Here is a 25,603-nt window from a genome sequence, read left to right as displayed (position 1 = left end):
TGGCTGGCCGGACGCGTTCAAACTTAAAAGTCTGACTTTTTCGAGGAAAGGTCGGGGTGTGTCAGCCTGTGGTGAATCTGGGACAGTGATCGCGCGACAGGGACGGCACGAAACGGATATGGCAGCCATAAGGGACCAAGCTGAGGGTGACGGGATCAGAACCTTCCCCTTCCCGGCCGACCTGGCCGTCGGCGGCGTCGGCATGCAGATCGGCCCCATGGGCACCGACCGCACCTGGCACGCCGACGCCCCCCTGCACCGCGTCCACCGCATCGACTTCCACGTGGTCATGCTCTTCACCGACGGCCCCGTACGGCACATGATCGACTTCGCCGAGTACCGGGCCGACGCCGGCGACCTGCTGTGGATCCGCCCCGGACAGGTCCACCGGTTCTCCCGCGAGTCCGTGTACCGCGGAACCGTCCTCACCATGCAGCCCGGCTTCCTGCCCCGCGCCACCGTCGAGGCCACCGGCCTCTACCGCTACGACCTGCCGCCGCTGCTGCACCCCGACCCCGCGCAGCTCACCGCGCTCCAGGCGGCCCTCGACCAGCTGCGCCGCGAGTACGAGGACACCGCCACGCTCCCGCTCAGCCTGCACACGGCGGTGCTGCGGCACACCCTGACCGCGGCCCTGCTGCGCCTCGCCCATCTCGCCGCCAGCTCCGCGGAGACCTCACGCGGGCACACCGACAGCACCTTCACCCGCTTCCGGGACGCGGTCGAGCAGGGCTTCGCCACCAACCACAGCGTCAGCGCCTACGCCGACGCCCTCGGTTACTCCCGCCGCACCCTGGTCCGCGCCGTCCGCGCGGCCACCGGCGAGACACCGAAGGGCTTCATCGACAAACGCGTCATCCTGGAGGCCAAACGCCTCCTCGCCCACACCGACCTGCCCATCGGCCGCGTCGGGGCGGCCGTGGGCTTCCCCGACGCGGCGAACTTCTCCAAGTTCTTCCACCTGCACACCGGGCAGACACCGGTGGCGTTCCGGGCGGACCTGCGGTAGCGCTTCGCTGGGCCGCGCCGGGAGGGGGCGGGACGGTCGTCGTTCGTCCGCGGCCCCGTCTGCGGTCAGTGGCCGAAGTCGAACCAGTTCACGTTCACGAAGTCGGCCGGCTGGCCGCTGGTGAAGGTCAGGTAGACGTCGTGCGTGCCGGTCACCGCGCCGATGTTGGCCGGGACCGTCCGCCAGGACTGCCAGCCACCGGTGTTGCCCACGGCGAAGCTGCCGACGGGCGCGTTGCCCCGGCTGTCCAGGCGCACCTCGACCAGCCCGCTGACCCCGCCCGCCGCGCCGCTCGCGACCCGCGCGTAGAACTGCTTCGCCGCCGTGGAACCGAAGTCGACGCCCTTGTACAGCGCCCAGTCGCCGTTCGCGAGGGACCCGATGTCCTGGCCGCCGCCGGTGTCCGTGGTGGACTCCGCAATCACGCCGGACTGGCTGTCGTAGGACTCGGCCTGGATGGGGCTGTAGGCGTCCCGGTTGCCGGTGGGCGGGGGAGTGGTGCCGCTGCCGGAGGACTGCAGGACCTGTACGTAGTCGACGACCATCGGGTGGCCGGGCTCGGTCCCGCTGTCCGGGCCGCCGCCGAACGCGGCAGGGAAGCCGCCGCCCATCGCGACGTTGAGGATGATGAAGTAGCCGTGGTTGGTGGCGTTCGCCCAGGTCGTCGCGTCGACCTGGTTCGCCCTCACCGTGTGGAAGGTGACGCCGTCGAGAAGGAAGCGGATCTCCTCGGGGCTGGTCGAGCGGTCCCACTCCATCGCGTAGGTGTGGAAGCCGGCCTGACAGGTGGCGCCGGTGCAGGAGGTGGAGTTGCCGATGCCGGAGGTCTCGTTGCACGGTCCGCCCGGGTTGGTGCCGCAGTGCATGGTGGCCCAGTCGGTGTTCAGGCCCTGCACGTTCTCCATGATGTCCAGCTCGCCGATGCCCGGCCAGTTCCAGTAGTTGCCGCGGAACGGCGCGCCGAGCATCCAGAACGCCGGCCAGTAGCCCTTCGCCGCCGCGCCGGTGACGTGGGGCATCTGGATCCGGGCCTGCACGCGCAGCTTGCCGCCGGCCGGGGGCTGGAAGTCGGTGCGGTGGGTCTCGATCCGGCCGGAGGTCCAGTTGCCGGCGGAGTCGCGGCGCGGGGTGATGAGCAGGTTGCCGTTGCCGTCCAGGGAGACGTTGCTGGTGCTCGACGTCATCGTCTCGACCTCGCCGGTGCCCCAGTTGGCGGCGCCGCCGGGGTACGACGTCCCGGTGTCGTACTGCCAGTTCGCGGTGTTCACGCCGGAGCCGGCCGTGCCGTTGAAGTCGTCCACGAAGACCTGCGTCCAGCCCGAGGGCGGGGTGGGCGCGGAGGCGTCGGCGGGCGCGGTGGCGGCCGTGGCGAGGGCCGCGGCCAGGCCGAGGGCGGCGGCGACGGCGGCGAACGCGCGCCGCAGCGGGCGGGGTCTGGGTATGCCGGAGGATGCGCTCATGGGGAGCCTCTCGGGTACGGGGTGTGTGCGGGAGGTGTGCGAGAGCGCTCCCCTGTTGCTTGAGAGCGCTCTCACGGTGCGGCCAATGTGCTCTCCGCCCCCGTGGTCGTCAAGGCTTGAAACAAAGAAAGTCCTTGTGGCGCGGGGGAGTTCACGGACTGAAGCCGCCTGGGATTCCTGTGCGGACACCCGGACAGAAGGGCTGAAACCATGATTGCTCGACGCCCTTCGATTGTGAACAGAGTATGAACAGCCGACCGGTGCCCCTGAGCTGCCGGTGCGCAGCCCACTGGCCCCTCACCGGAGGTATCCGTGACCGAAGCCCGCAAGCGGTACACCGTGGCCATCGTCGGAGCCGGCGCGGCAGGCGCCCTGACCGCCGTCCAGCTCTGCGAGACGGCGACCCGCCGCCGGACCCCCCTCGACGTCGTGCTGATCGACCCGGCCCCGGAAGCGGGCCGCGGCATCGCCTACGCCACCCGCGACCCACGCCACCGCCTGAACGTGCCCGCGGGCAACATGAGCGCCTACCCGGATGATTCCAGCCATTTCACTCGCTGGCTGTGCCGGCACGGCGAACCCGAGGTCACCGGCGCCGACTACGCCACCCGGTACCGCTACGGCGCGTACCTCGCCGACACCCTCGGCCAGGCGATCGTCCGCGCCCACGGCACGGTCGCCGTACGCCGGCTGCGCACCCGGGCGGAGGACTGCACCGGCACCCCCGACGGCAGGGTGGAACTCCGCCTCGCCGACGGGGGACACCTGACCGCCGACGCCGCCGTCCTCGCCACCGGCCCCGCCGCCCCCACCGCCGCATGGGCCCCGCCGGACCTGCGCGCCTCGTCCCGCTTCGTCGGCGCGCCGTGGGCGCCGGGCGCCCTGGACGGTGCCCGGGACGGCACCGACGACGTGCTGCTCGTCGGCACGGGCCTGACCGCCGTCGACCTCGCCCTGACCCTCGACCACCCCGGCCGCACGGTGCACGCCCTGTCCCGCAACGGCCTGCTGCCCCAGCCGCACACACTCGGCCCGGCCGGTGTGATGCCCGCCCCGGAGGACCTGTACGACACGTCCCTGAGCAGGCTGCGCCGTACCGTCTACCGCCACCTCAGCCGCTCCGTCCGCACCCACGGCGACTGGCGCCCCGGCCTCGACAGCCTCCGCCCGCACACCACACGCCTGTGGCGCAGCCTCACCCCCGAGGAGCGGGAGGAGTTCCTCGCCCGCGAGGGCGCTCTGTGGAACACCCACCGCCACCGCATGGCCCCCGCCACCGCCGAGCACGTCTCCCGGGCCCGCACCGCCCGCCGCCTCCAGGTCCACACGGGCACGGTCGTGCGGGCCACCGCGTCCGACGGCGGGCCGCTCGCCGTCGAGCTCTCCGGCGGCCTGACGCTGCACGTGGGCTGGGTGGTCGACTGCACCGGCCCGGGACGGCGCCTCGACGACCCGCTGTGGCGTGCGCTGTTCGCGTCCGGGACGGCGGTCCCCGGGCCGCTGGGCATGGGCCCCGCGACCCGGGACGGCCGCCTCCTCGACGCCCGTGGCGGTGCCGGGCTCCCTCTGTTCACACTGGGCGCCCCGCGCCGGGGCGAGCTGTGGGAGACCACCGCCATCCCCGAGATCCGCGTCCAGGCGGCCGAGTTGGCCCAGCAGCTGCTGGCCCCGCTCACCCCGAGGCCCCGTACGACCCGCCGCCCCGTCGACGGCCACGGCCTCGCGCTGACCACCCACGCCGAGGCGGCCGCCGCCTACCGCGGCGGGCTCGACCGGGTCCTCAAGGTCCGCTCCGGAGCCCAGCAGGCCTTCGCCCGCGCGGTCGCCCTCGACCCCGGCTTCGCCCTCGGTCACGCGGCCCTCGCCCTGCTGGGCCACGAGGGCGGCGCCACCGTCGACGTGCCCCGCGCCCTCGCCGACGCACAGCGCTCGGCCCGCGAGCGAGCCGACGAACGCGAGCGGTCCTTCGTGGACGTGGTCACGCGCCGGATCACCGGCGACGACGGCGACGAGGCGCTCGTACGACACCTGAGGGCGCACCCCGCCGACGCGCTCGCGCTCGCCGCCGCCGTGCCCACCATCGCCTTCTCCGGCGTCAGTGACCTGCAGGACGACGACGCCCTCGGTCTGCTCGACCTGACGTCACCGGCGTACGACGGGCACTGGTTCCACACCTCGCTGCTCGCCTTCATCCGTCAGGGGCAGGGCCGTCTGCACGAGGCGGGCGAGCTCGCGCACCGGGCGCTGGGCGCCGAGCCCGCCTCCGGACACGCCGTGCACGCCCTGGCGCACGTGCACTACGAGTCGGGCGCGCACGAGGCCGGCCGTGACTGGCTGGACCGCTGGGTGTCCGGCCGGGGCCGCGGCGCGGTCCACCGGGCGCACTTCTCCTGGCACATCGCCCTGCACGAACTCGCCCTGGACGACCCGGCGGCGGTCCGCAAGCGCTGGTTGGCGCAGCTCGCTCCCGGCCGGGTGACCGGGGTACGGGCCCTGGTCGACTCGGGTTCGCTGCTGTGGCGGGCGCGGCTGAGCGACAGCTGGCCGGGCGAACTGCCCGCGGCCGACGTGCTGGACTCGGTCGAGCGGGAGCTGCTGGAGCGGCCGGCGACCGCGTTCACCGCACTGCACGTCGCGGTGGCCCTCACCGCCGCCGGGGACCTGCCCGGCCTGCGCCGGCTGCGCGACCACGCCCTGGGCGCGGATCTCGTACAGCGCGAGGTCGTCGCGCCGCTGTGCGAGGCGTTCGCCGCGCTGGTCGAGGAACGCTTCGGGGAGGCGGCCCGTGGCCTCGACGCGCTGCTGCCGGTGCTGCGCAGGGTCGGTGGCAGCGCGGCCCAGCGGGAGGTCGTCGAGGAGTCGCTGCTGTACGCCTTGGTCGCGGGGGGCCGCTGCGACGCGGCCCGCCGCCTGCTGGACGCCCGCCTCGACCGCAAACCGGCGCCCCGCGACCGGCGGTTGCTGGCCGCACTGCCCGGCTGACCGGACCTCCGCCTCCCGCGGCTCGGCACCCGTCACCCGGAGCCGAAGGGTACGGCGTCGGCCGGGACGGCTGCCCGGTGGTCCGCGAGCGCCGTGCTGGTCTGCTAGAAGGGTGCAGGCGCGAAGAAAGGTGCGGGCGTGAGGCTGACGATTCTGGGTGGCGGCGGATTCCGGGTTCCCCTGGTGTACGGCGCGCTGTTGACCGACCACGCCGAGGGGCGGGTCACCGAGGTCGTGCTGCACGATCTGGACGAGCGCCGGCTGCGTGCGGTGACCCGGGTCCTGGCCGAGCAGGCCGCCGGGATCGCCGACGCGCCCACCGTGACCGCCACCACCGACCTGGACGAGGCCCTGCGCGGCGCCGACTTCGTCTTCTCCGCGATCCGCGTCGGCGGCCTGGAGGGAAGGGCGGACGACGAACGGGTCGCGCTCGCGGAAGGCGTGCTGGGCCAGGAGACCGTCGGGGCGGGCGGGATCGCCTACGGGCTGCGCACGGTCCCCGTCGCCGTCCACATCGCCCGGCGCGTGGCCCGCCTCGCCCCGGACGCCTGGGTCATCAACTTCACCAACCCGGCCGGACTGGTCACCGAGGCCATGTCCCGCCACCTCGGCGACCGCGTCATCGGCATCTGCGACTCGCCGGTGGGCCTCGGCCGCCGTATCGCCCGCGTCCTCGGCGCCGACCCGAACGAGGCCTTCATCGACTACGTCGGCCTCAATCACCTCGGCTGGGTGCGCGGTCTGCGGGTCGCCGGCCGCGACGTACTGCCGCGCCTCCTCGGCGACCCCGCGCTGCTCGGCTCCTTCGAGGAGGGGAAGCTGTTCGGCGCCGACTGGCTGCGCGCCCTCGGCGCGATCCCCAACGAGTACCTGCACTACTACTACTTCAACCGGGAGACCGTCCGCGCCTACAAGAGCGCCGCTCAGACCCGGGGTGCCTTCCTGCGCGACCAGCAGGCCCGGTTCTACGAGGAGGCGGCCGACCCCGGCGTCTCCGCCCTGCGCGCCTGGGACCGCACCCGCGCCGAGCGCGAGGCCACCTACATGGCCGAGAACCGGGAGAGCGCCGGCGCGGGGGAACGCGAGGCCGAGGACCTCTCCGGCGGGTACGAGAAGGTCGCCCTGGCCCTGATGCGGGCCATCGCCCGGGACGAACGCGCCACCCTGATCCTCAACGTCCGCAACCGCTCCACCCTGCCCGTCCTGGACGCCGAGGCGGTCGTCGAGGTCCCGTGCCTGGTGGACGCGGGCGGCGCCCACCCGCTCGCCGCCGATCCGCTGCCCGCGCACGCCACCGGCCTGGTGTGCGCGGTCAAGGCCGTCGAGCGCGAGGTGCTCGCCGCCGCCGAGTCGGGTTCCCGGACGACCGCCGTGAAGGCCTTCGCGCTGCATCCGCTGGTCGACTCGGTGACCGTGGCCCGCCGGCTGGTCGAGCGCTACACCGAGGTCCACCCGGGCCTGGCGTACCTGGCATGAGTGCGGAGGGCCGCCCCGCCGAGCGGCCCTCCGCACTGTCCGAGCGTCGTCAGCCGGTGAAGCCGGCCGTGATCGAGGTGAACTGCCAGGTGCTCTGGCTGATCCCGGAGCAGTTCTCGGCGACCCCGCCGCCCGGGCAGGGCCGGTCGCGGTTGACCGACCAGAAGGCGAGCCGCGCGATGTGGTGCGCGTTCGCCCAGTCCCGGATCTGCGTCCAGATGGCGGGCGTCGTCGTCTCCTGCTGGTCGGACAGGCCGTTCATGCCGGAGATCCCGATGTGCGCGTAGGCGGTCGCGTCGTCCCAGCCGAAGGTGGACTTCAGCTTGTTCTTCAGCCCCTCCGTCGCGTTCACGGTGTTGCCGTACATGTCCGAGCCGCCACCGAAGTCGAACGGCATGATGGTGAACACGTCGATGTCCGCGCCCAGCGACTTGGCCTGCTCGATGAGCCGGTTGCCGTAGTACGTCGGCCCGGTGGTGGAGGTGCCGAAGGTGACGATGGTCTTCAGGCCCGGGTTGGCGGCCTTGACCGTCTTCAGCGCGGTGAGGATCTTGGCCTGGACGGCCTCGTTCTCGAACTCGTCGGTGTTCTCGATGTCGAAGTCGATCGCCTTCAGGCCGTAGGCGTCGACGACCTTCTGGATCGCCCCGGCGAGCGCGCTCGCGGAGGAGCAGTTGGCGCCGAGCTTGCTGCCCTGCCAGCCGCCGAACGACGGGACGATGTCACCGCCGGCCGACCGGATCTGGTTGATGGCCGTCTGGTCCACCCCGCCGGTCAGTGCCCGCCGGCCGTCCCAGGCAGGGGTGCAGCCGCCGGAGTCCAGCACGAACGCCATGGTGAACCACGTGGCCCCGGTCGCGCTCATCACCGTGGTCGGGTTCGGCGGATCGCCCCAGCCCTCGTACAGGTACGGCGCCGCCTGCTTGAACCCGGTGCCGCCGCCGGTGCCGGCGTCGGTCGTCACCGTCACCGAGTCGGAGGCGGGCGAGGTGTTCCCGGCCGCGTCCCGCGCCTTCACCGTGAAGGTGTAGCTGGTGCTCGGCGACAGCCCGCTGACCGTGGCGGACGTCCCGGGGACGCTGAGGAGCCGGCCCGCTCCGCTGTAGATGTCGTACGCCGTCACGCCCACGTCGTCCGTGGCGGCGTTCCACTTCAGGGACACGCTCGACGACGTCCTGCCGGTGGAGGCGAGCCCGCTGGGCGCGGTCGGCGCCTGCGTGTCCCCGCCGCCTCCGCCGCCCGGGCCGTCCAGGCTGATGTCGTCGGCGTAGTAGGTGCCCTGGGCGTACCAGCCGTGCACGTACACGGTCGCGCTGGTCTGCGCGGCTCCGGTGGTGAAGGACACGCTGAGCCGGCTGTACGCCGACGGGGACGAGGTCCAGGTGGAGGCGCCGCCGTCGACACCGAGGTACACGTAGCTGCCGCGCACCCAGCCGCTGAGGCTGTACGTCGTGTTCGGCTGGACGGCGATGGTCTGGCTGCACCGCGCGGTGTCACTGGATGTCACCGCACCCTGCAACGCCTTGGCGCCGCCGTGCACGGGGGAGGAGACGACCGAGCCCAGGTTGCCGGTGCAGGTCCAGGGCGCGAGTCCGCCCGACTCGAAACCGGGGTTGGTGAGGATGTCGGCCGCGTGGGCCGTACCGGGAAGGGCGACGGCCCCACCGACGGCGAGAGCGGCGGAACCGAGCAGAGCGAGAAGCCGGCGTCTGGAACGCCCGAGTGAGAAGCGCACGCGATCTCCCTTGTGGGGACGGGGACTTCGGGAGTGCAGGGGAGTGCGGAAGCGTTGCGCCAACGAATTTGGTATGGACCAATTCGCCTGTCAAGGGATCCGGCGGGATTGGTCCATACCGCCAGGGTGCGCCGGCCCGGGGGCGCGGGAAACCGCGCGCCAAGCCCCCAACGGACCGGCAGCCCGCGCAAGCCCTAGAGCGGCAGCACCTGAGCCGCCTGCACGGGCGCCGGCACGGCGGGCAGCAGCACCTCGGCCGACTCCACCCGCTGCCGCGGAAGCACCGCAGGCGACAGCGGGCGCGGCCCCGACACCACCGTGTAGTCCTGCCCCAGGAACGGCGGCTCGATCACCCCGGGATCCTCGCCCAGCGCCAACCGCACCGCCGCCCACGGCGCGTTCACCCCACAGAGCGACAGCTGATGGAGTCCGCCCGCGGGCCTGGTGTTGACGTCCAGCAGCACCGGGCGGTCGCCGAGCATCCGGAACTGGATGTTGGACAGGTGGTGCAGCCCGAAGCCCTCCGCGATCAGCCGGGCCGGCGCCAGCCAGCGCTCGTCCAGGGTGAAGCCCCGGCGGCGGCCGTTCTTGGTGCGGCCCACGGCGAGCCGTACCCGGTTGTCCGGCCCGGTCAGGCAGTCGACGGACACCTCGGGCTGCTCCAGGCGGGGCATCACCAGCCAGTCCACGGGCTCCTCCGCCCGCCGCAGCGCGTCGACGACCAGGTCCAGCTGGACGTACGGGCCCGGGAAGCCGTTCAGGTGCGCGAGCGAGAAGGGGGACCGGGTGATCACCCGGAAGCCCACCCCGCCCGCGCCGGCGGCGGGCTTGAAGCACGCCCGGTGTCCGGCCGCCTCCAACTCCTCGACAGCGGCGACGAGTTCGTCGGCCGTCCGGACCCGGTGCCACGGCGGCACCGGTACGCCCACCGAGCGCACCGCCTCGTACGCGGTCGCCTTGTCCTCGAAGACGGCGACCGCCTCGGGCGTCGGCGCCAGCAGCGCCGTACCGGCCGCCGCGAACTCGGCCCGGTGCGCCACGATCGCGGCCTGGTGCAGCCGGGGCACGAACACGTCGATGCCGCGCCGGACGCACTGGTCGAGGGCGTACTCGACGTACGCGGCCGGGGACAGGCCCTCCGGCTCCAGGTCGGCGGTGTCGGCGGCGGCCAGCACGGGGGAGTCGGGGTCGCCGTGCGTGGCGTGGATCTCGACCGCGCGATCGCTGGGATTTCTCCGCAGCTGATCCATGAAGAACACGTTCTCCGCGTACGTGCGGTTGAGCCAGACGCGTACGCGAGAGAGCATGCAGGCCGCCTTTCGGGGGTGTGCGGGCAGGGCGGAGCGGCCCGTGCCCGGGCAGGTGGGAGGAAGGGTCACCAAACGGCCCCGTTCGAAGGGGAGTTGAGGGCGCTGGTGTCGGGGCGATCATACGGCTTTCAAGAGGTGCCTCGTGCAACGCGGGGGTTACGGATTCCCGACCCCTCCGATCACGGACACGGGGCCGGCCGGCTGCCCGCGCCGGCCGCCGGAAGCTGACACGCGGACAGGATCCTCTTGTCCCGGGACCGGTCGATGTGGTCTCGTTGTGTCATCGGATGATCGGGAAGGGGCGCGCGGGTGGAGTCGACGGCCGGGGCCGGACAGCTGCTGGCCATCAGCGACCTGCACATCAGCTATCCGGAGAACCGCGCCCTGATCGAGGGCATGCGTCCGGAGAGCGACGAGGACTGGCTGATCGTGGCCGGTGACGTCGCGGAGACCGTGGCCGACGTCCGCTGGGCCCTTGAGACGCTCGCGAGCCGCTTCCGCAAGGTGCTGTGGGCGCCCGGCAACCACGAGCTGTGGACCCATCCGAGCGACCCGGTCACCCTGCGCGGCGTCGCCCGCTACGAGCACCTGGTCGAGGTCTGCCGCGAGCTGGGCGTCGTCACCCCCGAGGACCCCTACCCGGTGTGGCACGGCCCCGGCGGCCCGGTCGCCGTCGCCCCGCTGTTCCTGCTGTACGACTACTCGTACCTGCCGGCCGGCTCCACCACCAAGGCGGAGGGCCTGGCCTACGCGGAGAGCACGGGCATCGTCTGCAACGACGAGTTCCTGCTGCACCCCGACCCCTATCCGACCCGTGAGGCCTGGTGCCGGGCACGGGTCGCCGAGACCGAGCGCAGGCTCGCCGAGCTGCCCGCGGACCTGCCGACCGTGCTGGCCGGCCACTGGCCGCTGCACCGGCACCCCACCGAGGTCCTGTGGCACCCCGAGTTCGCCATGTGGTGCGGGACCACGCTGACCGCCGACTGGCACCGGCGGTTCCGCGTCGCCACCATGGTCTACGGCCATCTGCACATCCCCCGCACCACCTGGCACGACGGAGTCCGCTTCCTGGAGGTCTCCGTCGGATACCCGCGCGAGTGGCGCAAGCGCCCGGACCCCCCGGGGAGGCTGCGCCGCGTTCTGCCGATGGAGGTCGAAGCAGGTGATCGAGGAGCTGCTCCCGGAGTCGGTCGTGGCCGTGGAGGCGCGCGCTGACGACCCGCTGTGGGAGGCCCCGCTCTATCCGGCGGAGGAACCGCTGGTCGCGCGCTCGGTGGCGAAGCGGCGGCGTGAGTTCGCGGCCGTGCGCGGGTGTGCCCGGCGCGCGATGGAGAAGCTCGGCGTGCCGCCGCAGCCGGTGCTCAGCGGGGAGCGCGGCGCTCCGCGCTGGCCGGACGGGCTGATCGGCAGCATGACCCACTGCGACGGCTACTGCGCCGCCGCGCTGGTCCGCGCCGCCGACCTCGTCTCCCTCGGCATCGACGCCGAACCCCACGGGCCGCTCCCGGAGGGCGTAGCCGAATCCGTCTTCCTGCCCGCCGAGGCCGCACGGCTCGACCGGCTGTCCGCGCGGTGGCCCGCCGTGCACTGGGACCGCCTGCTGTTCAGCGCCAAGGAGTCCGTCTACAAGGCGTGGTTCCCGCTCACCCGCAAGTGGCTGGACTTCTCCGAGGCCGACATCACGCTCCACCCGGACCCCCACGGCAACCCGTACGGCACCCTGCACGCCGAACTCCTCGTCCCCGGCCCCCTGGTCAACGGCCACCGCCTCCAGACCTTCGAGGGCCGCTGGACGGTACGGGAGGGCGTGGTGGCCACGTCGGTGGTCATACCGCACACCTGACGACCCCGGCCCGCACTCGCGTCCACCCCGCCGGACCGGCGGCGCGGCTGTCCCCCCCTGTCGGGGGCCGCTGAGCCGGAGGGCCGGGGCCCCGTGCTGTCGTTGCCGGTGTGTTGCCGGGCGGAGCTGGTTCCGGTGTGTCCCCGATCGGGGCGGTGCCGGTGTGTTGCCGGGCCGTGGCCGACGCCGGAGGGTCCCGACGTGCACCCCGGCAGGACCGGCGGCCGCCCGTCCCCTCGGCCTGGTCGCCGTCCGCTCGCCGCCGTTCGGGTGAACGGCGGCGGTGCCGGGGCGGCCGGAGGGTCACGCTGGTGGGGGGCACCACTCGCGGAGGAGCCGGAAGAACGACTCCTCGTTGCCCGCGAGGCCCGCGCGGGCCAGTGCCTGTTCCGCCTCGGCGAGGACGGCGGGCGGGACGACGACGGGCCGTGCCTCGTCCGGTGGTCCGTCGAAGGCGGCGCGCACCGTGTGCAGCAGCCGCAGGTAGGCCTGGACGGCGGTACGCTCACGGTCGGTCAGTACGGCGGTGGGCATCGGTCGGCTCTCCCCGAGTAGGCGTCACGGTGGCGCGCCCTGCGGCGCACACCTCCCAGCTTGCCGCCCACCACTGACAACGCCGTCTGGCTCCGCGCCGGTTAGCCCGCTTAGCCGAGGCCGAACCGTGTCAGAACCCCCCGCCCGCGCCCCCGTCTCACGACTCGGGCCGCTTCACGCTCTCCAGGAGCATGTCCAGCCACTCGGCGACCTTGTCCCGGTGCTGGTCGGTGGGCAACTGCGCGGCCCGCCAGGCGATTCCGCGCACGCCGTGGTCCTGCAGCAGCCGCTCCAGCGGATCCTCCGCGGTCTCGGCGGCGGCCCGCTCCCGGTCCGCCAGCTTCTGCAGCAGCTCCTGCTCGGTACGCTGCAGCGCGCCCGCCAGCGCCTCGGGGTCCTCCGCGGTGAGGAAGCCCGCGTGCACCCGGAAGAAGCGCTGCAACGCGTCACAGTGCTCCATGGTGGGCCGCCGGTCGCCGTTGATGAGGGCGCCGGCCTGCTGGCGGGACATGCCCGCGCCGTCGGCGATCTCCTGCTGGGTGTACTTGCGGCCGTTCGGCTTCAGCCGGGTACGGCGCAGCAGGTCCAGGCGCTGCAGGAAGCGGGCCTGGACGTCCGGCTCGCCCGCGGGCCGACCGCTGAGCAGGGCCCTGACCACCGGCTCCGGCACCCCGCAGGCGATGGAGAGCCGCCCGACGTCGAAGACCTCGGCGTGCGGCACACCGAGGCGGTCGGCGAGCGCGGTGACGCGGGCGACGACGGCCGGCAGCTGGGCGGTCGCCGAGGCGCCCGGATCCTCGTAGCCATCCGTCACCGACAGAACTCCTACGTCTCTAGAGGGCTTCAGATGCGTCCGTGCTTCTCACGAGCGATCGCCGTGAACTTCCCGGAGAGTAGCCGGTGTCTCGAACTCACATCCAGGTGTCGCCACAACTGTGGCGAATTTCAGCCGTCAACCGGCATGAAATGCCACGATAGTTGACACGACTCTTGCCGGGGCAGCAGGATCGCATCGCCGCGAGAAAGGCCGCAGAGGCAAGAGGGGTGACCTCCCGATGGCACATCAGGCAGGAGGGCAGCGGCCGGCACCGCGGCCCGTCCCCGAGACCTGCGAGACCCAGGCTTACCTTCAGGACTACGGAGCGCTGCTGGAGTACCTGTCCTGCCCGTCGATGGTCGTGGACCGCCACTGGAACGTGGTCATGGCCAACAGCGCGTTCGAGACACTTTTCCAGGGCGTGCGCCCCCATCCGACGGCCATGCCGGGCGAGAACTTCCTCAGGTTCGTGCTGTTCCACCCCGACGCGGGCGAGGTCCTCGGCGAGCACGAGCCCGGCTGGTGCCTGCCCATGCTGGCCCAGGTCCGGTCCGCCCTGGAGGCGCACGCCCACGACCACGAACTCCAGGCGCTGCGCCGGGACATCGCCCAGGACCCGATCATGGAGGCCGCCTACCGGCAGGGCCTGCCGCACTGGATCCGGTCCGTCGGCGAGGCCGCGACCCGCCTCGACGGCGCCGTACGCCTCCTGCACCACCCGGACCCGCGCCGCGGGCGCACCGAGTGCCGCATCGTGGAGGAGTCCTCGCAGCCGCTGCTGGAACTGGGCTACCGGCGTCTGACGATGATCCTGCGCGACCCGCGCCGGTCCGCCGCTCCGGTGCGCCGGCAGCGCCGCCCGCGGGGTGCCGCCTCGCATCTGACGGTCGTCCCGTCCCCCGGTAACTGACCCGACCACCCCGGCACGTCGCCGTCACTCCGTTACGCAAGCCGCTTGCATCGCTTGCGCTAGGCTTGCGTTCCATGACACGACGACTTGCGGAAGTGGCGAAGAAGGTCGGGGTCAGCGAGGCCACCGTCAGCCGGGTGCTCAACGGCAAGCCCGGAGTCTCCGAAGCCACCCGGCAGGCGGTGCTGACCGCCCTCGACGTCCTCGGCTACGAGCGCCCCACCCAGCTGCGCGGCGAGCGCGCCCGGCTGGTCGGCCTCGTCCTGCCCGAGCTGCAGAACCCCATCTTCCCGGCGTTCGCCGAGGTCATCGGCGGCGCCCTCGCCCAGCTGGGGCTGACCCCGGTGCTGTGCACGCAGACCAAGGGCGGGGTGTCGGAGGCGGACTACGTCGAGCTGCTGCTCCAGCAGCAGGTCTCCGGAGTCGTGTTCGCCGGCGGCCTGTACGCCCAGGCCGACGCGCCGCACGACCACTACCGGCTGCTGGCCGAGCGCAACATCCCGGTGGTGCTGGTCAACGCGGCCATCGAGGACCTCGGCTTCCCGGGTGTGTCCTGCGACGACGCCGTAGCCGTCGAACAGGCCTGGCGGCACCTGGCCTCCCTCGGGCACGAGCGCATCGGCCTGGTCCTCGGCCCCGGTGACCACGTACCGTCGGCCCGCAAACTGGCCGCCGCCCGGGCGGTCGCCGGCGGTCTGCCGGAGGAGTTCGTCGCGCGCGCCATCTTCTCCCTCGAGGGCGGTCACGCCGCCGCCTCCCGGCTCATCGACCGGGGTGTCACCGGCATCATCTGCGCCTCCGACCCGCTGGCGCTCGGCGCCGTCCGGGCCGCCCGCCGCAAGGGGTACGACGTCCCGGGCCGGATCTCCGTCGTCGGCTACGACGACTCGGCGTTCATGAACTGCACCGAGCCCCCGCTGACCACCGTCCGCCAGCCCATCGAGGCCATGGGGCGCGCGGCCGTGGAGCTGCTGAACGCGCAGATCGGCGGCACCGCCGTACCCGCCGAGGAGCTGCTGTTCGAGCCGGAGCTGGTGGTGCGCGGCTCCACCGCGCAAGCCCCGCGCGACTGACCTCCAGAAGATCCATCTATCTGTCAAACAATTGCAGATTCTGCGCGACATATTGCGGACCGCTGTCGGCGGTGCTTGAGTGTGCGGCGCCCACCGCTGCTGCCACGAGTGCCATGAGGGGTCCACCGATGAGAAGCACCGGGTTCCGCCGTACCGTCGTCGCGATCGGCGTCTCTTCCTCGCTCGCCCTCGCCGCCACCGCCTGCGGGTCCGGTGACGGCGGTTCGGCGGGCGGCAGGACGCGCATCACCGTCAACTGCGAGCCGCCGAAGAGCGCCGAGGTGGACCGCGCCTTCTTCGAGGAGGACGTCGCCGCCTTCGAGGAGGCGAATCCGGACATCGACGTCGTCGCGCACGACGCCTTCCCCTGCCAGGACCCGAAGACCTTCGACGCCAAACTGGCCGGCGGCCAGATGGAGGACGTGTTCTACACGTACTTCACGGACGCGCGGCACGTCGTCGACGTCCGCCAGGCCGCCGACCTCACCCCGTACCTCAAGGAACTGAAGCACTACGACAGCGTCCAGAAGCAGCTGCGGGACATCTACACCGTGGACGGCAAGGTCTACGGCATCCCGCGCACCGGCTACTCCATGGGGCTGATCTACCACCGCGGCCTCTTCCGGAAGGCCGGCCTCGACCCCGACAAACCCCCGGCGACCTGGGACGAGGTCCGTGCCGCCGCGAAGAGGATCGCCGCCCTCGGTGACGGCACGGTCGGCTACGCCGACTACAGCGCGCAGAACCAGGGCGGCTGGCACTTCACCGCCGAGCTGTACTCCCAGGGCGGCGACGTCGTCAGCGCGGACGGCAAGAAGGCCACCATCGACACCCCCGAGGGCCGCGCCGTCCTCCAGAACCTGCACGCCATGCGGTGGACCGACGACTCCATGGGCAGCAAGCAGCTCCTCGTCATCAACGACGTGCAGCAGATGATGGGTTCGGGCAAGCTCGGCATGTACCTCGCCGCCCCCGACAACATCCCGATCCTGGTCAAGGAGAAGGGCGGCAGCTACAAGGACCTCGCCCTCGCCCCCATGCCGGGCGGCGAGGCCACCCTCATCGGCGGCGACGGCTACATGTTCAACAAGCACGACACGCCCGCCCAGATCCGCGCCGGCCTGAAGTGGCTCGACCACATGTTCCTCACCCCGGGCAAGGGCTTCCTCGGCGACTACGCGCGCGCCAAGCAGCACGACGCCCCCGTCGGCCTGCCCGAGCCGCGCCTGTTCACCGGCGCCGCCGACGCCACCGACCAGCAGGCCAAGAAGGCCGACGCCAACGTCCCGGTGGAGAACTACCAGGCATTCCTCGACGGCGGCCACAAGCTTCGGTTGAAGATCGAGCCGCCGCACGCCCAGCAGATCTACTCCGTCCTCGACGCCGTCGTCTCCGCCGTCCTGACCAAGAAGGACGCCGACATCGACCAGCTCCTCAAGGAGGCGTCCGGCAAGATCGACAGCATTCTGGCCCGGAGCTGACCGCCATGACGAAGACGGCCGAGCGACGACCCCCGGCACAGGCCACCGTCCACCCGGTCCCGGCACCGCCAGGAGCGGGGGACCGCAGGCGGCGCCGCCTGATCGACCAGGCCAGGGCCTACGGCTTCCTCCTCGGCGGCCTCCTCTGCTTCGCCCTGTTCTCCTGGTACCCGGCGATCCGCGCGGTCGTCATCGCCTTCCAGACCTACACCCCGGGCTCCCCGCCCGAGTGGGCCGGCACCGCCAACTTCACCCGCGTCCTGCACGATCCCGAGTTCACGGCCGCCTGGCGCAACACCCTCACCTTCACCCTGCTGGCCCTCCTCATCGGCTTCGCGATCCCCTTCGTCCTCGCCCTCGTCCTGAACGAACTGCGGCACGCCAAAGCGTTCTTCCGAGTCGTGGTGTATCTGCCGGTGATGATCCCGCCGGTGGTCAGCGCCCTGCTGTGGAAGTGGTTCTACGACCCCGGAGCCGGCCTCGCCAACGAGGCGCTGCGCTTGCTGCACCTGCCCACCTCGAACTGGTCCAACGGCGCCGACACCGCCCTCGTCTCCCTGGTCATCGTCGCCACCTGGGCCAACATGGGCGGCACCGTCCTCATCTACCTGGCCGCACTCCAGTCCGTCCCCGGCGAGCTGTACGAGGCCGCCGAACTGGACGGCGCGAACCTCCTCCAGCGCGTCCGGCACGTCACGGTCCCGCAGACCCGGTTCGTGATCCTGATGCTGATGCTCCTTCAGATCATCGCCACAATGCAGGTGTTCACCGAACCGTTTGTCATCACCGGCGGCGGCCCCGAGAACGCCACCGTCACCGTCCTCTACCTGATCTACAAGTACGCCTTCCTCTACAACGACTTCGGCGGCGCCTGCGCCCTCAGCGTGATGCTCCTGCTGCTGCTCGGCGCCTTCTCCGCCGTCTACCTGCGGCTCACCCGCGGTGAGGAGGACACCGCGTGAGCACCCGCACCCTGGTCTCCCCGGCCACCCTCGCCCGCCCGCGCGGAAAGGCCGTCTACTGGACGGTGTTCACGGCCGTCCTCGTCCTCTTCGCGCTCGCCTTCCTCTTCCCCGTGTACTGGATGGTGACCGGCGCGCTGAAGTCCCCGGACGAGGTGGCCCGCACCCCGCCGACACTCGTACCCGAGCACTGGCACGCCGACGGCTACACCGACGCCTGGGACCTGATGCAGCTCCCGCAGCACCTGGGGAACACGCTCGTCCAGGCGGCCGGCGCCTGGGCCTTCCAGCTGGTGTTCTGCACGGCCGCCGCCTACTCCCTGTCCCGGCTGAAGCCGGCCTTCGGCAAGGTGGTCCTCGGCGGCATCCTCGCCACCCTCATGGTTCCCGCGCAGGCCCTGGTCGTCCCCAAGTACCTGACCGTCGCCGACCTGCCGCTGATCCACACCAGCCTGCTCAACGACCCCCTCGCCATCTGGCTCCCGGCGGTCGCCAACGCCTTCAACCTCTACCTGCTCAAACGGTTCTTCGACCAACTGCCGCGCGAGGTCCTGGAAGCCGCCGAGATCGACGGCGCCGGCAGGCTGCGAACCCTGTGGTCCGTCGTCCTGCCCATGTCCCGGCCGGTGCTCGGCGTGGTGTCGATCTTCGCGCTGGTCGCCGTCTGGCAGGACTTCCTGTGGCCGCTGATGGTCTTCTCCGACACCGCGAAGCAGCCGATCAGCGTGGCCCTGGTCCAGCTGTCGCAGAACATCCAGCTCACCGTGCTCATCGCCGCGATGGTGATCGCCAGCATTCCGATGGTGGCGCTGTTCCTCGTCTTCCAGCGGCACATCATCGCCGGGATCAGCGCGGGCAGCACCAAGGGCTGACGCCCCTCCGACCGACAGAAAGGCAGGAACTGTGGGACACCACTGGTGGCGCTCCGCCGTCATCTACCAGGTGTACGTCCGCAGCTTCGCGGACGGCGACGGCGACGGCACCGGCGACCTCGCGGGCGTCCGCGCCCGGCTGCCGTACCTCGCCGGACTCGGCGTGAAAGCCCTGTGGTTCACGCCGTGGTACGTGTCTCCGATGAAGGACGGCGGCTACGACGTCGCCGACTACCGGGCCATCGACCCGGCCTTCGGCACCCTCGCCGAGGCGGAGAAACTCATCGCCGAGGCCGCCGAGCTGGGCATCCGCACGATCGTCGACATCGTGCCCAACCACGTCTCCGACCAGCACCCCTGGTTCCGGGCCGCGCTGGCCGCCGGTCCCGGCAGCCCCGAGCGCGAGCTGTTCCACTTCCGCCGGGGACGCGGCCCGCACGGCGAACTCCCGCCGAACGACTGGCCGTCCCAGTTCGCCGGGTCCACCGAACCGGTGTGGACCCGCCTGCCCGACGGCGACTGGTACCTGCACCTGTTCACCCCCGAACAGCCCGACCTCAACTGGGCGCACCCGGCCGTCCGCCGGGAGCACGAGGACATCCTGCGCTTCTGGCTGGAGCGGGGCGTCGCCGGCGTCCGGATCGACTCGGCGGCCCTGCTCGCCAAGGACCCGGACCTCCCCGACTTCGCCGCGCACCCGGAGCCGCACCCTTTCCTCGACCGCGACGAACTCCACGACATCTACCGCTCCTGGCGGCGGGTGGCCGACGAGTACGGCGCTGTCTTCGTCGGCGAGGTCTGGCTCCCCGACCCCGAACGCTTCGCCCGCTACCTGCGCCCCGACGAACTCCACACCGCCTTCAACTTCTCCTTCCTGTCCTGCCCCTGGGACGCCGGCCGGCTGCGCGCCGCCATCGACACCACCCTCGCCGAACACGCCCCCGTCGGCGCCCCGGCCACCTGGGTGCTGTGCAACCACGACGTCACCCGCACGGTCACCCGGTACGGCCGCGAGGACACCGCCTTCGACTTCGCCACCAAGGCCTTCGGCACCCCGACGGACCTCGCGCTCGGCACCCGGCGCGCCCGGGCCGCCGCCCTGCTGTCGCTCGCGCTGCCCGGCTCGGTCTACCTCTACCAGGGCGAGGAGCTGGGCCTGCCGGAGGCCGACATCCCGGCCGACCGCGTCCAGGACCCGATGTACTTCCGCTCGCGGGGCGCCGACCCCGGCCGCGACGGCTGCCGGGTGCCGCTGCCCTGGGCCGCCGGACTGCCGCACGCGGGCTTCGGCTCGCGGGAGGAGCCGTGGCTGCCCCAGCCGGCCGGCTGGGCGTCGTACGCGGTCGACCGGCAACAGCGCGACCCCGGCTCCATGCTCTCCCTCTACCGCACGGCCATCGCGCTGCGCCCGCAGTTCGGCGACGGCCCCCTGACCTGGCTGCCCGCCCCCGACGGCGTGCTCGCCTTCTCCCGCGCGGACGGCGTGCTGTGCGTGGTCAACCTCGCGGCCACGCCCGCCGGCCTCCCCGCCCACACCCGGCTCCTGCTCAGCAGCGGCCCGCTGGACAGCACGGGCCGGCTGCCGCGGGACACGGCGGCCTGGCTGCGCGCCTGACCCGCGCCCGCACCCGTCCGGCTGTCCCCGCACGCACCGTTCGCCCTCCCACGCACCCCCGCCACGAAGGGATCAGCACATGCACAGCACCACTGCCAGACATGTCAGGCGCATGCCGGCCATCGGGGCGGTCGCCGCCCTCGCCGCCGGCATGCTCGTCACCGTTGCCCCGGCCGCCCACGCGGCGGCGGGCGCGAGCCTCCCCTTCACCTCCGTGGAGGCCGAGTCGGCGAGCGGCAACGGCACGAGGATCGGCCCCGACTACACGCAGGGCACCCTCGCCTCGGAGGCCTCCGGCCGGCAGGCCGTCCGGCTCTCGGCCGGGCAGCGGGTGGAGTTCACCGTGCCACGCGCCGCCAACGCGCTGAACCTCGCCTACAGCGTCCCGGACGGCCAGTCCGGCGCGCTGAACGTGTACGTCAACGGCACCAGGCTCGCCAGGACCCTGCCGGTGACCTCCAAGTACTCCTACATCGACACCGGCTGGATCCCCGGCGCCAAGACGCACCACTTCTTCGACAACACCCGGCTGTTGCTCGGGCAGAACGTCCAGGCCGGCGACAAGGTGGCCGTCGAGGCGGCCGGCGTCCAGGTCACCGTCGACGTCGCCGACTTCGAGCAGGTCGCCCCGGCCGCCGCCCAGCCCGCCGGTTCGGTGTCCGTCGTCTCCAAGGGCGCCGACCCCAGCGGCAACGGCGACTCCACCCAGGCCTTCCGGGACGCCATCGCCGCCGCCCAGGGCGGCACCGTGTGGATCCCGCCGGGCGACTACCGCATCACCTCCTCCCTGAGCGGCGTACAGAACGTCACCCTCCAGGGCGCCGGCAGCTGGCACTCGGTCGTGCACACCTCCCGCTTCGTCGACCAGTCCGGCTCGGCGGGCAACGTGCACATCAAGGACTTCGCGGTCATCGGCGAGGTCACCGAACGCGTCGACTCCAGCCCCGACAACTTCGTCAACGGCTCCCTGGGCCCGAACTCCTCGGTCTCCGGCATGTGGATCCAGCACCTCAAGGTCGGCCTCTGGCTGACGGGCGACAACGACAACCTGGTGGTGGAGAACAACCGCATCCTCGACACCACCGCCGACGGCCTCAACCTCAACGGCACGGCGAAGGGCGTCCGCGTCCGTGACAACTTTTTGCGCAACCAGGGCGACGACTCCCTCGCCATGTGGTCGCTGTACTCCCCGGACACCGACTCCAGCTTCGAGAACAACACCATCGCGCAGCCCAACCTCGCCAACGGCATCGCGATCTACGGCGGCACCGACATCGCCGTACGCAACAACCTGGTCTCCGACACCAACGCCCTCGGCAGCGGCATCGCGATCTCCAACCAGAAGTTCATGGACCCCTTCCACCCGCTCGCCGGCACCATCACGGTCGACGGCAACACGCTGGTGCGCACCGGTGCCATGAACCCCAACTGGGGCCACCCGATGGGCGCCCTGCGCGTCGACTCCTACGACAGCGCCATCAACGCGACGGTCAACATCACCAACACGACGATCACCGACAGCCCGTACAGCGCCTTCGAGTTCGTCTCCGGCGGCGGGCACGGCTACCCGGTGAAGAACGTCAACGTCACCGGCGCGACCGTGAAGAACACCGGTACGGTCGTGGTCCAGGCCGAGGCGCAGGGCGCGGCGACCTTCAAGAACGTCACCGCCACCCAGGTCGGCGCGGCCGGCGTCTACAACTGCCCCTTCCCTGCGAACTCCGGCTCCTTCGCCCTCACCGACGGCGGCGGCAACTCCGGCTGGGCGAGCACCTGGTCGGACTGCTCCACCTGGCCGCAGCCCGGACAGGGCAACCCCGAGCCCGACCCGAACCGCAACCTCGCCAAGGGCCGCCCGGCCACCGCGACCGGCTCCCAGGACGTCTACACCCCCGGCAAGGCCGTCGACGGCGACGCCAACTCCTACTGGGAGTCCGCCAACAACGCCTTCCCGCAGTCCTGGACGGTCGACCTCGGCTCGTCCTACGCCGTGCGCCGCCTGGTGCTGAAGCTGCCGCCGTCCGCCGCCTGGGGCGCCCGTACCCAGACCATCACGGTGCTCGGCAGCACCGACGGCTCCGGCTACGCGACCGTCGTCGGCGCCCAGGGCTACCGCTTCGACCCGGCCACCGGCAACACCGCGACCGTCTCCCTGCCCAGCGGCACCAACCTGCGCTACCTGCGCCTGAGCGTCAGCGCCAACACGGGCTGGCCGGCCGGGCAGTTCAGCGAGGTGGAGGCGTACCCGACCGCCTGACCGGGGCCGTTCGCCGCCGCGTCACCGGGGTACGGGTCCCGGTGACGCGGCACCACGCGTACCGTCGAGTTTCATATGAGCGCCACCAGACCCTTCCCTGACGTTTGCTGCTCTTGGAACACTCGCTCCGCGCAGATTCCGTCATCTGACGGCATCGGCAACGTCAGGATGAGAGGACCCTCACTCATGCCCGAAGTCAACCGTCGGCGCTTCCTCCAACTCGCCGGCGCCACGACGGCGTTCTCCACGCTGTCCGGCAGCATCCAGCGCGCGGCCGCCCTGCCCGCCCACTACCGCACCGGATCGGTGGACGATGTCGAGCACATCGTCGTCCTGATGCAGGAGAACCGTTCCTTCGACCACTACTTCGGCTCGCTCCGAGGAGTCCGCGGCTTCGGCGACCCCCGCCCGGTCACCCAGAACGGCAGGTCCGTCTGGAAGCAGTCCGACGGCACCAAGGACGTCCTGCCGTTCCACCCCGACGCCGACGACCTGGGCCTGGCCTTCATCCAGGACCTCCCGCACGGCTGGAACGACGGCCACACCGCGTTCCACGGCGGCAAGTACGACAAGTGGGTGCCGGCGAAGTCCGCGACGACGATGGCGTACCTGACGCGCGACGACATCCCCTTCCACTACGCGCTCGCGGACGCCTTCACCATCTGCGACGCCTACCACTGCTCGCTCATCGGCTCCACCGACCCCAACCGCTACTACATGTGGACGGGGTACACCGGCAACGACGGCACGGGCGGCGGCCCGGTCCTCGGCAACGACGAGAAGGGCTACGGCTGGACGACGTACCCCGAGCGCCTGGAGCGGGCCGGGGTCTCCTGGAAGATCTACCAGGACGTCGGCGACGGCCTCGACGCGAACGGCTCCTGGGGCTGGATCAACGACGCCTACCGCGGCAACTACGGCGACAACTCGCTCCTCTACTTCAACCAGTACCGGGGCGCCAAGCCCGGCGACCCGCTGTACGACAAGGCCCGCACCGGCACCGACGCCCGCAAGGGCGAGGGCTTCTTCGACCAGCTGAAGGCGGACGTCCGGGCGGACCGGCTGCCCCAGGTCTCCTGGATCGTCGCCCCCGAGGCCTTCACCGAGCACCCTAACTGGCCCGCCAACTACGGCGCCTGGTACATCTCCCAGGTCCTGGACGCGCTGACCGCCAACCCCGACGTGTGGGCGAAGACCGCGCTGTTCATCACCTACGACGAGAACGACGGCTTCTTCGACCACGTCATCCCGCCCTACCCGCCGGCCTCCGCCGCCCAGGGCAGGTCGACGGTGGACCCCGCCCTGGACCTGTTCAAGGGCGACAGCAGCCATGTCGCCGGCCCCTACGGCCTCGGCCAGCGGGTGCCGATGCTGGTCGTCTCCCCCTGGAGCAAGGGCGGCTACGTCTGCTCCGAGACCCTCGACCACACCTCGATCATCCGGTTCATCGAGCGACGTTTCGGCGTCCGGGAGCCGAACATCTCGCCCTGGCGGCGCGCCATATGCGGCGACCTGACCAGCGCCTTCGACTTCTCCCGCAAGGACACCGCGCCGGCCCTGCTGCCCTCCACGGCCGGCTACCAGCCGAAGGACCACGACCGCCACCCGGACTACGTGCCCAAGCCGCCCGCCCACCCCTCCCTGCCCACACAGGAGCCCGGCAGCCGGCCCACCCGCCCGCTGAAGTACGCCCCCGTCGTGGACGGCTCGGCGGACACCGCGGCCGGCAGGTTCACGCTCACGTTCGCCTCGGGGGCGTACGCGGGCGCGGCCTTCCTCGTCACGTCCAACAGCCGCACCGACGGCCCCTGGACCTACACCACCGAGGCCGGCAGGACGCTCTCGGACACCTGGAACTCGGTCTACTCCGGCGGCAACTACGACCTCGCCGTGCACGGCCCCAATGGCTTCCTGCGCGTCTTCAAGGGCCGCAACAAGGTCGCCGGGCCCGAGGTCACCGCCCGGCACGCGGGCGACGACATCGAACTCACCTTCACCAACAAGGGCTCCGGCACGGTGAGGCTGAAGCTGACCGACGGCTACGGCGCCGGCCCGGTCACCGTGACGGTGCGGCCCGGCGCGACCGTGAAGCAGACCGTGAGCCTCGCGGCGAGCAAGCGCTGGTACGACCTGACCGTCACCTCCGACGCCGACCCGGCCTTCCTGCGCGGCTTCGCCGGGCACGTGGAGAACGGACGGCCCGGCGTCAGTGACCCGGCGATCGTCACGGGGTGAACGAGCGATGAACACCGCTCCGTGCGGACTGGTCAGGTACCGGTCAGCTCAAGGTAGTGTGCCCCGGTGACCACGCAATCGAACACTCCTGCAGGCTGGTACCCGGATCCGCACGGGGCGGCGCAGACGCTCCGCTACTGGGACGGCACGCAGTGGACCGAGCACACCAACCCCGCCCAGCAGCCCGCCGGGCAGGTTCCGCCGCAGCAGGCACCCTTCCCGCAGCAGCAGGCCGGCGACGCCAAGGTGCAGCGCCAGGTGCAGAAGCAGGCCGGCGTCACGGCCGGCGGGCCCGGCGGCGGCACCCTCTTCACCGAGCCCGTCCTGGTCGTGAACCAGAAGGCCAAGCTGATCGAGCTGACCAACGAGTACAAGGTCATGGATCAGAGCGGCCGGGAGATCGGCTCGGTCACCCAGGTCGGGCAGGGCATCCTGCGCAAGATCCTGCGCTTCGTCTCCAGCCTGGACCAGTTCCTCACCCACAAGCTGGAGATCCGCGACGCCTACGGCCAGCCGCAGCTGCTGCTGACCCGGCCCGCGAAGATCTTCAAGTCCCGGGTGATCGTGACCCGCCCGGACGGCTCGCCGGTCGGCGAGATCGTCCAGAAGAACATGATCGGCAAGATCAACTTCGCGATGATGGCGAACGGCCAGCAGGTCGGCGCGATCAAGGCGGAGAACTGGCGGGCCTGGAACTTCGCGATCGTCGACCACGCGGACAACGAGGTCGCCCGGATCACCAAGACCTGGGAAGGCCTCGCCAAGACGCTCTTCACGACCGCGGACAACTACGTCCTGCAGATCCACTACCAGCTGCCCGAGCCGCTGCTGAGCCTCGTGGTGGCCACGGCGCTGACCGTGGACACCGCCCTCAAGCAGGACGCCCGCGGCTGGGGCTGACCGGCACGGCGGTACGGCGACGGGGGGGGGGGGCCGCGGAATGCGTTTCCGCACCGGACGCCGCCACGGGGGGGCCCCACGGCGGCAGGGGGCCGGGGTTGTCTCGCTTGTGCTGCGGCAGCAACGGCGTCT

At 71.9% G+C, this 25,603-nt stretch carries 19 protein-coding genes; 14 read left to right on the top strand and 5 right to left on the bottom strand.

Features of this window, described 5'->3' with window-relative positions; all coding sequences use genetic code 11:
- The first annotated feature begins 118 nt into the window (after positions 1 to 118).
- Positions 119 to 1,009 (top strand): helix-turn-helix transcriptional regulator, encoded by an 891-nt coding sequence (locus ACZ4U1_RS24100; RefSeq protein WP_467905856.1) that lies wholly within the window; start codon positions 119 to 121, stop codon positions 1,007 to 1,009.
- 65 nt (positions 1,010 to 1,074) lie between these two features.
- Here the strand turns inward: ACZ4U1_RS24100 and ACZ4U1_RS24095 are convergent, their stop codons facing one another.
- On the bottom strand, positions 1,075 to 2,469 hold the full coding sequence (locus ACZ4U1_RS24095; RefSeq protein ID WP_467905855.1) for a glycoside hydrolase family 16 protein: 1,395 nt from the start codon (positions 2,467 to 2,469) through the stop codon (positions 1,075 to 1,077).
- Between the two features lie 312 nt (positions 2,470 to 2,781).
- On the opposite strand from ACZ4U1_RS24095, the gene ACZ4U1_RS24090 reads away from it, so the two are divergent.
- Together ACZ4U1_RS24090 and ACZ4U1_RS24085 are read left to right on the top strand one after the other, a co-directional pair.
- Positions 2,782 to 5,451, top strand: a complete 2,670-nt coding sequence (locus ACZ4U1_RS24090; RefSeq protein ID WP_467905854.1) for an FAD/NAD(P)-binding protein — start codon at positions 2,782 to 2,784, stop codon at positions 5,449 to 5,451.
- 138 nt (positions 5,452 to 5,589) lie between these two features.
- Positions 5,590 to 6,927 carry a 6-phospho-beta-glucosidase gene (locus tag ACZ4U1_RS24085; RefSeq protein ID WP_467905852.1) on the top strand — a complete coding sequence of 446 codons (1,338 nt, stop codon included), beginning with the start codon at positions 5,590 to 5,592 and terminating at the stop codon, positions 6,925 to 6,927.
- A 49-nt stretch (positions 6,928 to 6,976) separates the two neighbouring features.
- Here the strand turns inward: ACZ4U1_RS24085 and ACZ4U1_RS24080 are convergent, their stop codons facing one another.
- Positions 6,977 to 8,662 (bottom strand): carbohydrate binding domain-containing protein, encoded by a 1,686-nt coding sequence (locus tag ACZ4U1_RS24080; RefSeq protein WP_467905851.1) that lies wholly within the window; start codon positions 8,660 to 8,662, stop codon positions 6,977 to 6,979.
- 194 nt (positions 8,663 to 8,856) lie between these two features.
- Positions 8,857 to 9,969, bottom strand: coding sequence for an ATP-grasp domain-containing protein (locus ACZ4U1_RS24075; protein WP_467905850.1), 1,113 nt, complete (start codon positions 9,967 to 9,969; stop codon positions 8,857 to 8,859).
- Between the two features lie 312 nt (positions 9,970 to 10,281).
- On the opposite strand from ACZ4U1_RS24075, the gene ACZ4U1_RS24070 reads away from it, so the two are divergent.
- Both ACZ4U1_RS24070 and ACZ4U1_RS24065 read left to right on the top strand, forming a co-directional pair.
- Positions 10,282 to 11,187 (top strand): metallophosphoesterase family protein, encoded by a 906-nt coding sequence (locus ACZ4U1_RS24070; RefSeq protein ID WP_467905848.1) that lies wholly within the window; start codon positions 10,282 to 10,284, stop codon positions 11,185 to 11,187.
- Positions 11,135 to 11,815, top strand: a complete 681-nt coding sequence (locus ACZ4U1_RS24065; protein ID WP_467905847.1) for a 4'-phosphopantetheinyl transferase family protein — start codon at positions 11,135 to 11,137, stop codon at positions 11,813 to 11,815. The genes ACZ4U1_RS24070 and ACZ4U1_RS24065 overlap by 53 nt, the downstream gene beginning before the upstream one ends.
- Positions 11,816 to 12,118: 303 nt before the next feature.
- Here ACZ4U1_RS24065 and ACZ4U1_RS24060 read toward each other — a convergent pair whose 3' ends face one another.
- Together ACZ4U1_RS24060 and ACZ4U1_RS24055 are read right to left on the bottom strand one after the other, a co-directional pair.
- Entirely contained in the window at positions 12,119 to 12,349 is a 231-nt protein-coding gene (locus ACZ4U1_RS24060) for a hypothetical protein (RefSeq protein WP_467905845.1), read from the bottom strand.
- 157 nt (positions 12,350 to 12,506) lie between these two features.
- Entirely contained in the window at positions 12,507 to 13,163 is a 657-nt protein-coding gene (locus ACZ4U1_RS24055; protein ID WP_467905844.1) for a helix-turn-helix domain-containing protein, read from the bottom strand.
- A 241-nt stretch (positions 13,164 to 13,404) separates the two neighbouring features.
- On the opposite strand from ACZ4U1_RS24055, the gene ACZ4U1_RS24050 reads away from it, so the two are divergent.
- From ACZ4U1_RS24050 to ACZ4U1_RS24010, 9 genes are all read left to right on the top strand, one after another.
- Positions 13,405 to 14,076, top strand: coding sequence for an MmyB family transcriptional regulator (locus ACZ4U1_RS24050; RefSeq protein ID WP_467905842.1), 672 nt, complete (start codon positions 13,405 to 13,407; stop codon positions 14,074 to 14,076).
- Between the two features lie 74 nt (positions 14,077 to 14,150).
- Complete coding sequence (locus ACZ4U1_RS24045) at positions 14,151 to 15,149, top strand: LacI family DNA-binding transcriptional regulator (RefSeq protein ID WP_467905840.1); 999 nt, start codon at positions 14,151 to 14,153, stop codon at positions 15,147 to 15,149.
- A 128-nt stretch (positions 15,150 to 15,277) separates the two neighbouring features.
- Positions 15,278 to 16,630, top strand: a complete 1,353-nt coding sequence (locus ACZ4U1_RS24040) for an ABC transporter substrate-binding protein (RefSeq protein ID WP_467905838.1) — start codon at positions 15,278 to 15,280, stop codon at positions 16,628 to 16,630.
- A 5-nt stretch (positions 16,631 to 16,635) separates the two neighbouring features.
- A complete protein-coding gene (locus ACZ4U1_RS24035; protein WP_467905837.1) occupies positions 16,636 to 17,592 on the top strand; it encodes a carbohydrate ABC transporter permease in 957 nt (318 codons plus the stop codon).
- A complete protein-coding gene (locus ACZ4U1_RS24030; protein ID WP_467905835.1) occupies positions 17,589 to 18,464 on the top strand; it encodes a carbohydrate ABC transporter permease in 876 nt (291 codons plus the stop codon). Before ACZ4U1_RS24035 ends, ACZ4U1_RS24030 begins: the two co-directional genes overlap by 4 nt.
- 31 nt (positions 18,465 to 18,495) lie before the next feature.
- The gene (locus ACZ4U1_RS24025) at positions 18,496 to 20,079 is read left to right on the top strand and encodes a glycoside hydrolase family 13 protein (RefSeq protein ID WP_467905833.1); all 1,584 of its coding nucleotides are present in this window, start codon (positions 18,496 to 18,498) and stop codon (positions 20,077 to 20,079) included.
- A gap of 79 nt (positions 20,080 to 20,158) precedes the next feature.
- On the top strand, positions 20,159 to 22,336 hold the full coding sequence (locus ACZ4U1_RS24020; RefSeq protein WP_467905831.1) for a galactose-binding domain-containing protein: 2,178 nt from the start codon (positions 20,159 to 20,161) through the stop codon (positions 22,334 to 22,336).
- Between the two features lie 186 nt (positions 22,337 to 22,522).
- Positions 22,523 to 24,571 carry a phosphocholine-specific phospholipase C gene (locus tag ACZ4U1_RS24015; protein ID WP_467905829.1) on the top strand — a complete coding sequence of 683 codons (2,049 nt, stop codon included), beginning with the start codon at positions 22,523 to 22,525 and terminating at the stop codon, positions 24,569 to 24,571.
- Positions 24,572 to 24,637: 66 nt separating this feature from the next.
- Positions 24,638 to 25,471: an LURP-one-related family protein gene (locus ACZ4U1_RS24010; RefSeq protein ID WP_467905828.1), complete on the top strand. Its 834-nt coding sequence runs from the start codon at positions 24,638 to 24,640 to the stop codon at positions 25,469 to 25,471.
- The last annotated feature ends 132 nt before the right edge of the window (positions 25,472 to 25,603 follow it).

This window comes from Streptomyces sp. NPDC028928 (assembly GCF_055564915.1).
Note: the sequence above shows the minus strand (reverse complement) of the source record. Positions and strands in the feature narration are given on the sequence as shown.

Bases quoted from the DNA above. Each gene is read 5' to 3' on its own strand.
- ACZ4U1_RS24040 (WP_467905838.1), top strand. From the start codon at position 15,278: ATGAGAAGCACCGGGTTCCGCCGTACCGTCGTCGCGATCGGCGTCTCT.
- ACZ4U1_RS24045 (WP_467905840.1), top strand. From the start codon at position 14,151: ATGACACGACGACTTGCGGAAGTGGCGAAGAAGGTCGGGGTCAGCGAG.
- ACZ4U1_RS24020 (WP_467905831.1), top strand. From the start codon at position 20,159: ATGCACAGCACCACTGCCAGACATGTCAGGCGCATGCCGGCCATCGGG.
- ACZ4U1_RS24075 (WP_467905850.1), bottom strand. From the start codon at position 9,969: ATGCTCTCTCGCGTACGCGTCTGGCTCAACCGCACGTACGCGGAGAAC.
- ACZ4U1_RS24100 (WP_467905856.1), top strand. From the start codon at position 119: ATGGCAGCCATAAGGGACCAAGCTGAGGGTGACGGGATCAGAACCTTC.
- ACZ4U1_RS24095 (WP_467905855.1), bottom strand. From the start codon at position 2,469: ATGAGCGCATCCTCCGGCATACCCAGACCCCGCCCGCTGCGGCGCGCG.
- ACZ4U1_RS24050 (WP_467905842.1), top strand. From the start codon at position 13,405: ATGGCACATCAGGCAGGAGGGCAGCGGCCGGCACCGCGGCCCGTCCCC.
- ACZ4U1_RS24015 (WP_467905829.1), top strand. From the start codon at position 22,523: ATGCCCGAAGTCAACCGTCGGCGCTTCCTCCAACTCGCCGGCGCCACG.
- ACZ4U1_RS24060 (WP_467905845.1), bottom strand. From the start codon at position 12,349: ATGCCCACCGCCGTACTGACCGACCGTGAGCGTACCGCCGTCCAGGCC.
- ACZ4U1_RS24035 (WP_467905837.1), top strand. From the start codon at position 16,636: ATGACGAAGACGGCCGAGCGACGACCCCCGGCACAGGCCACCGTCCAC.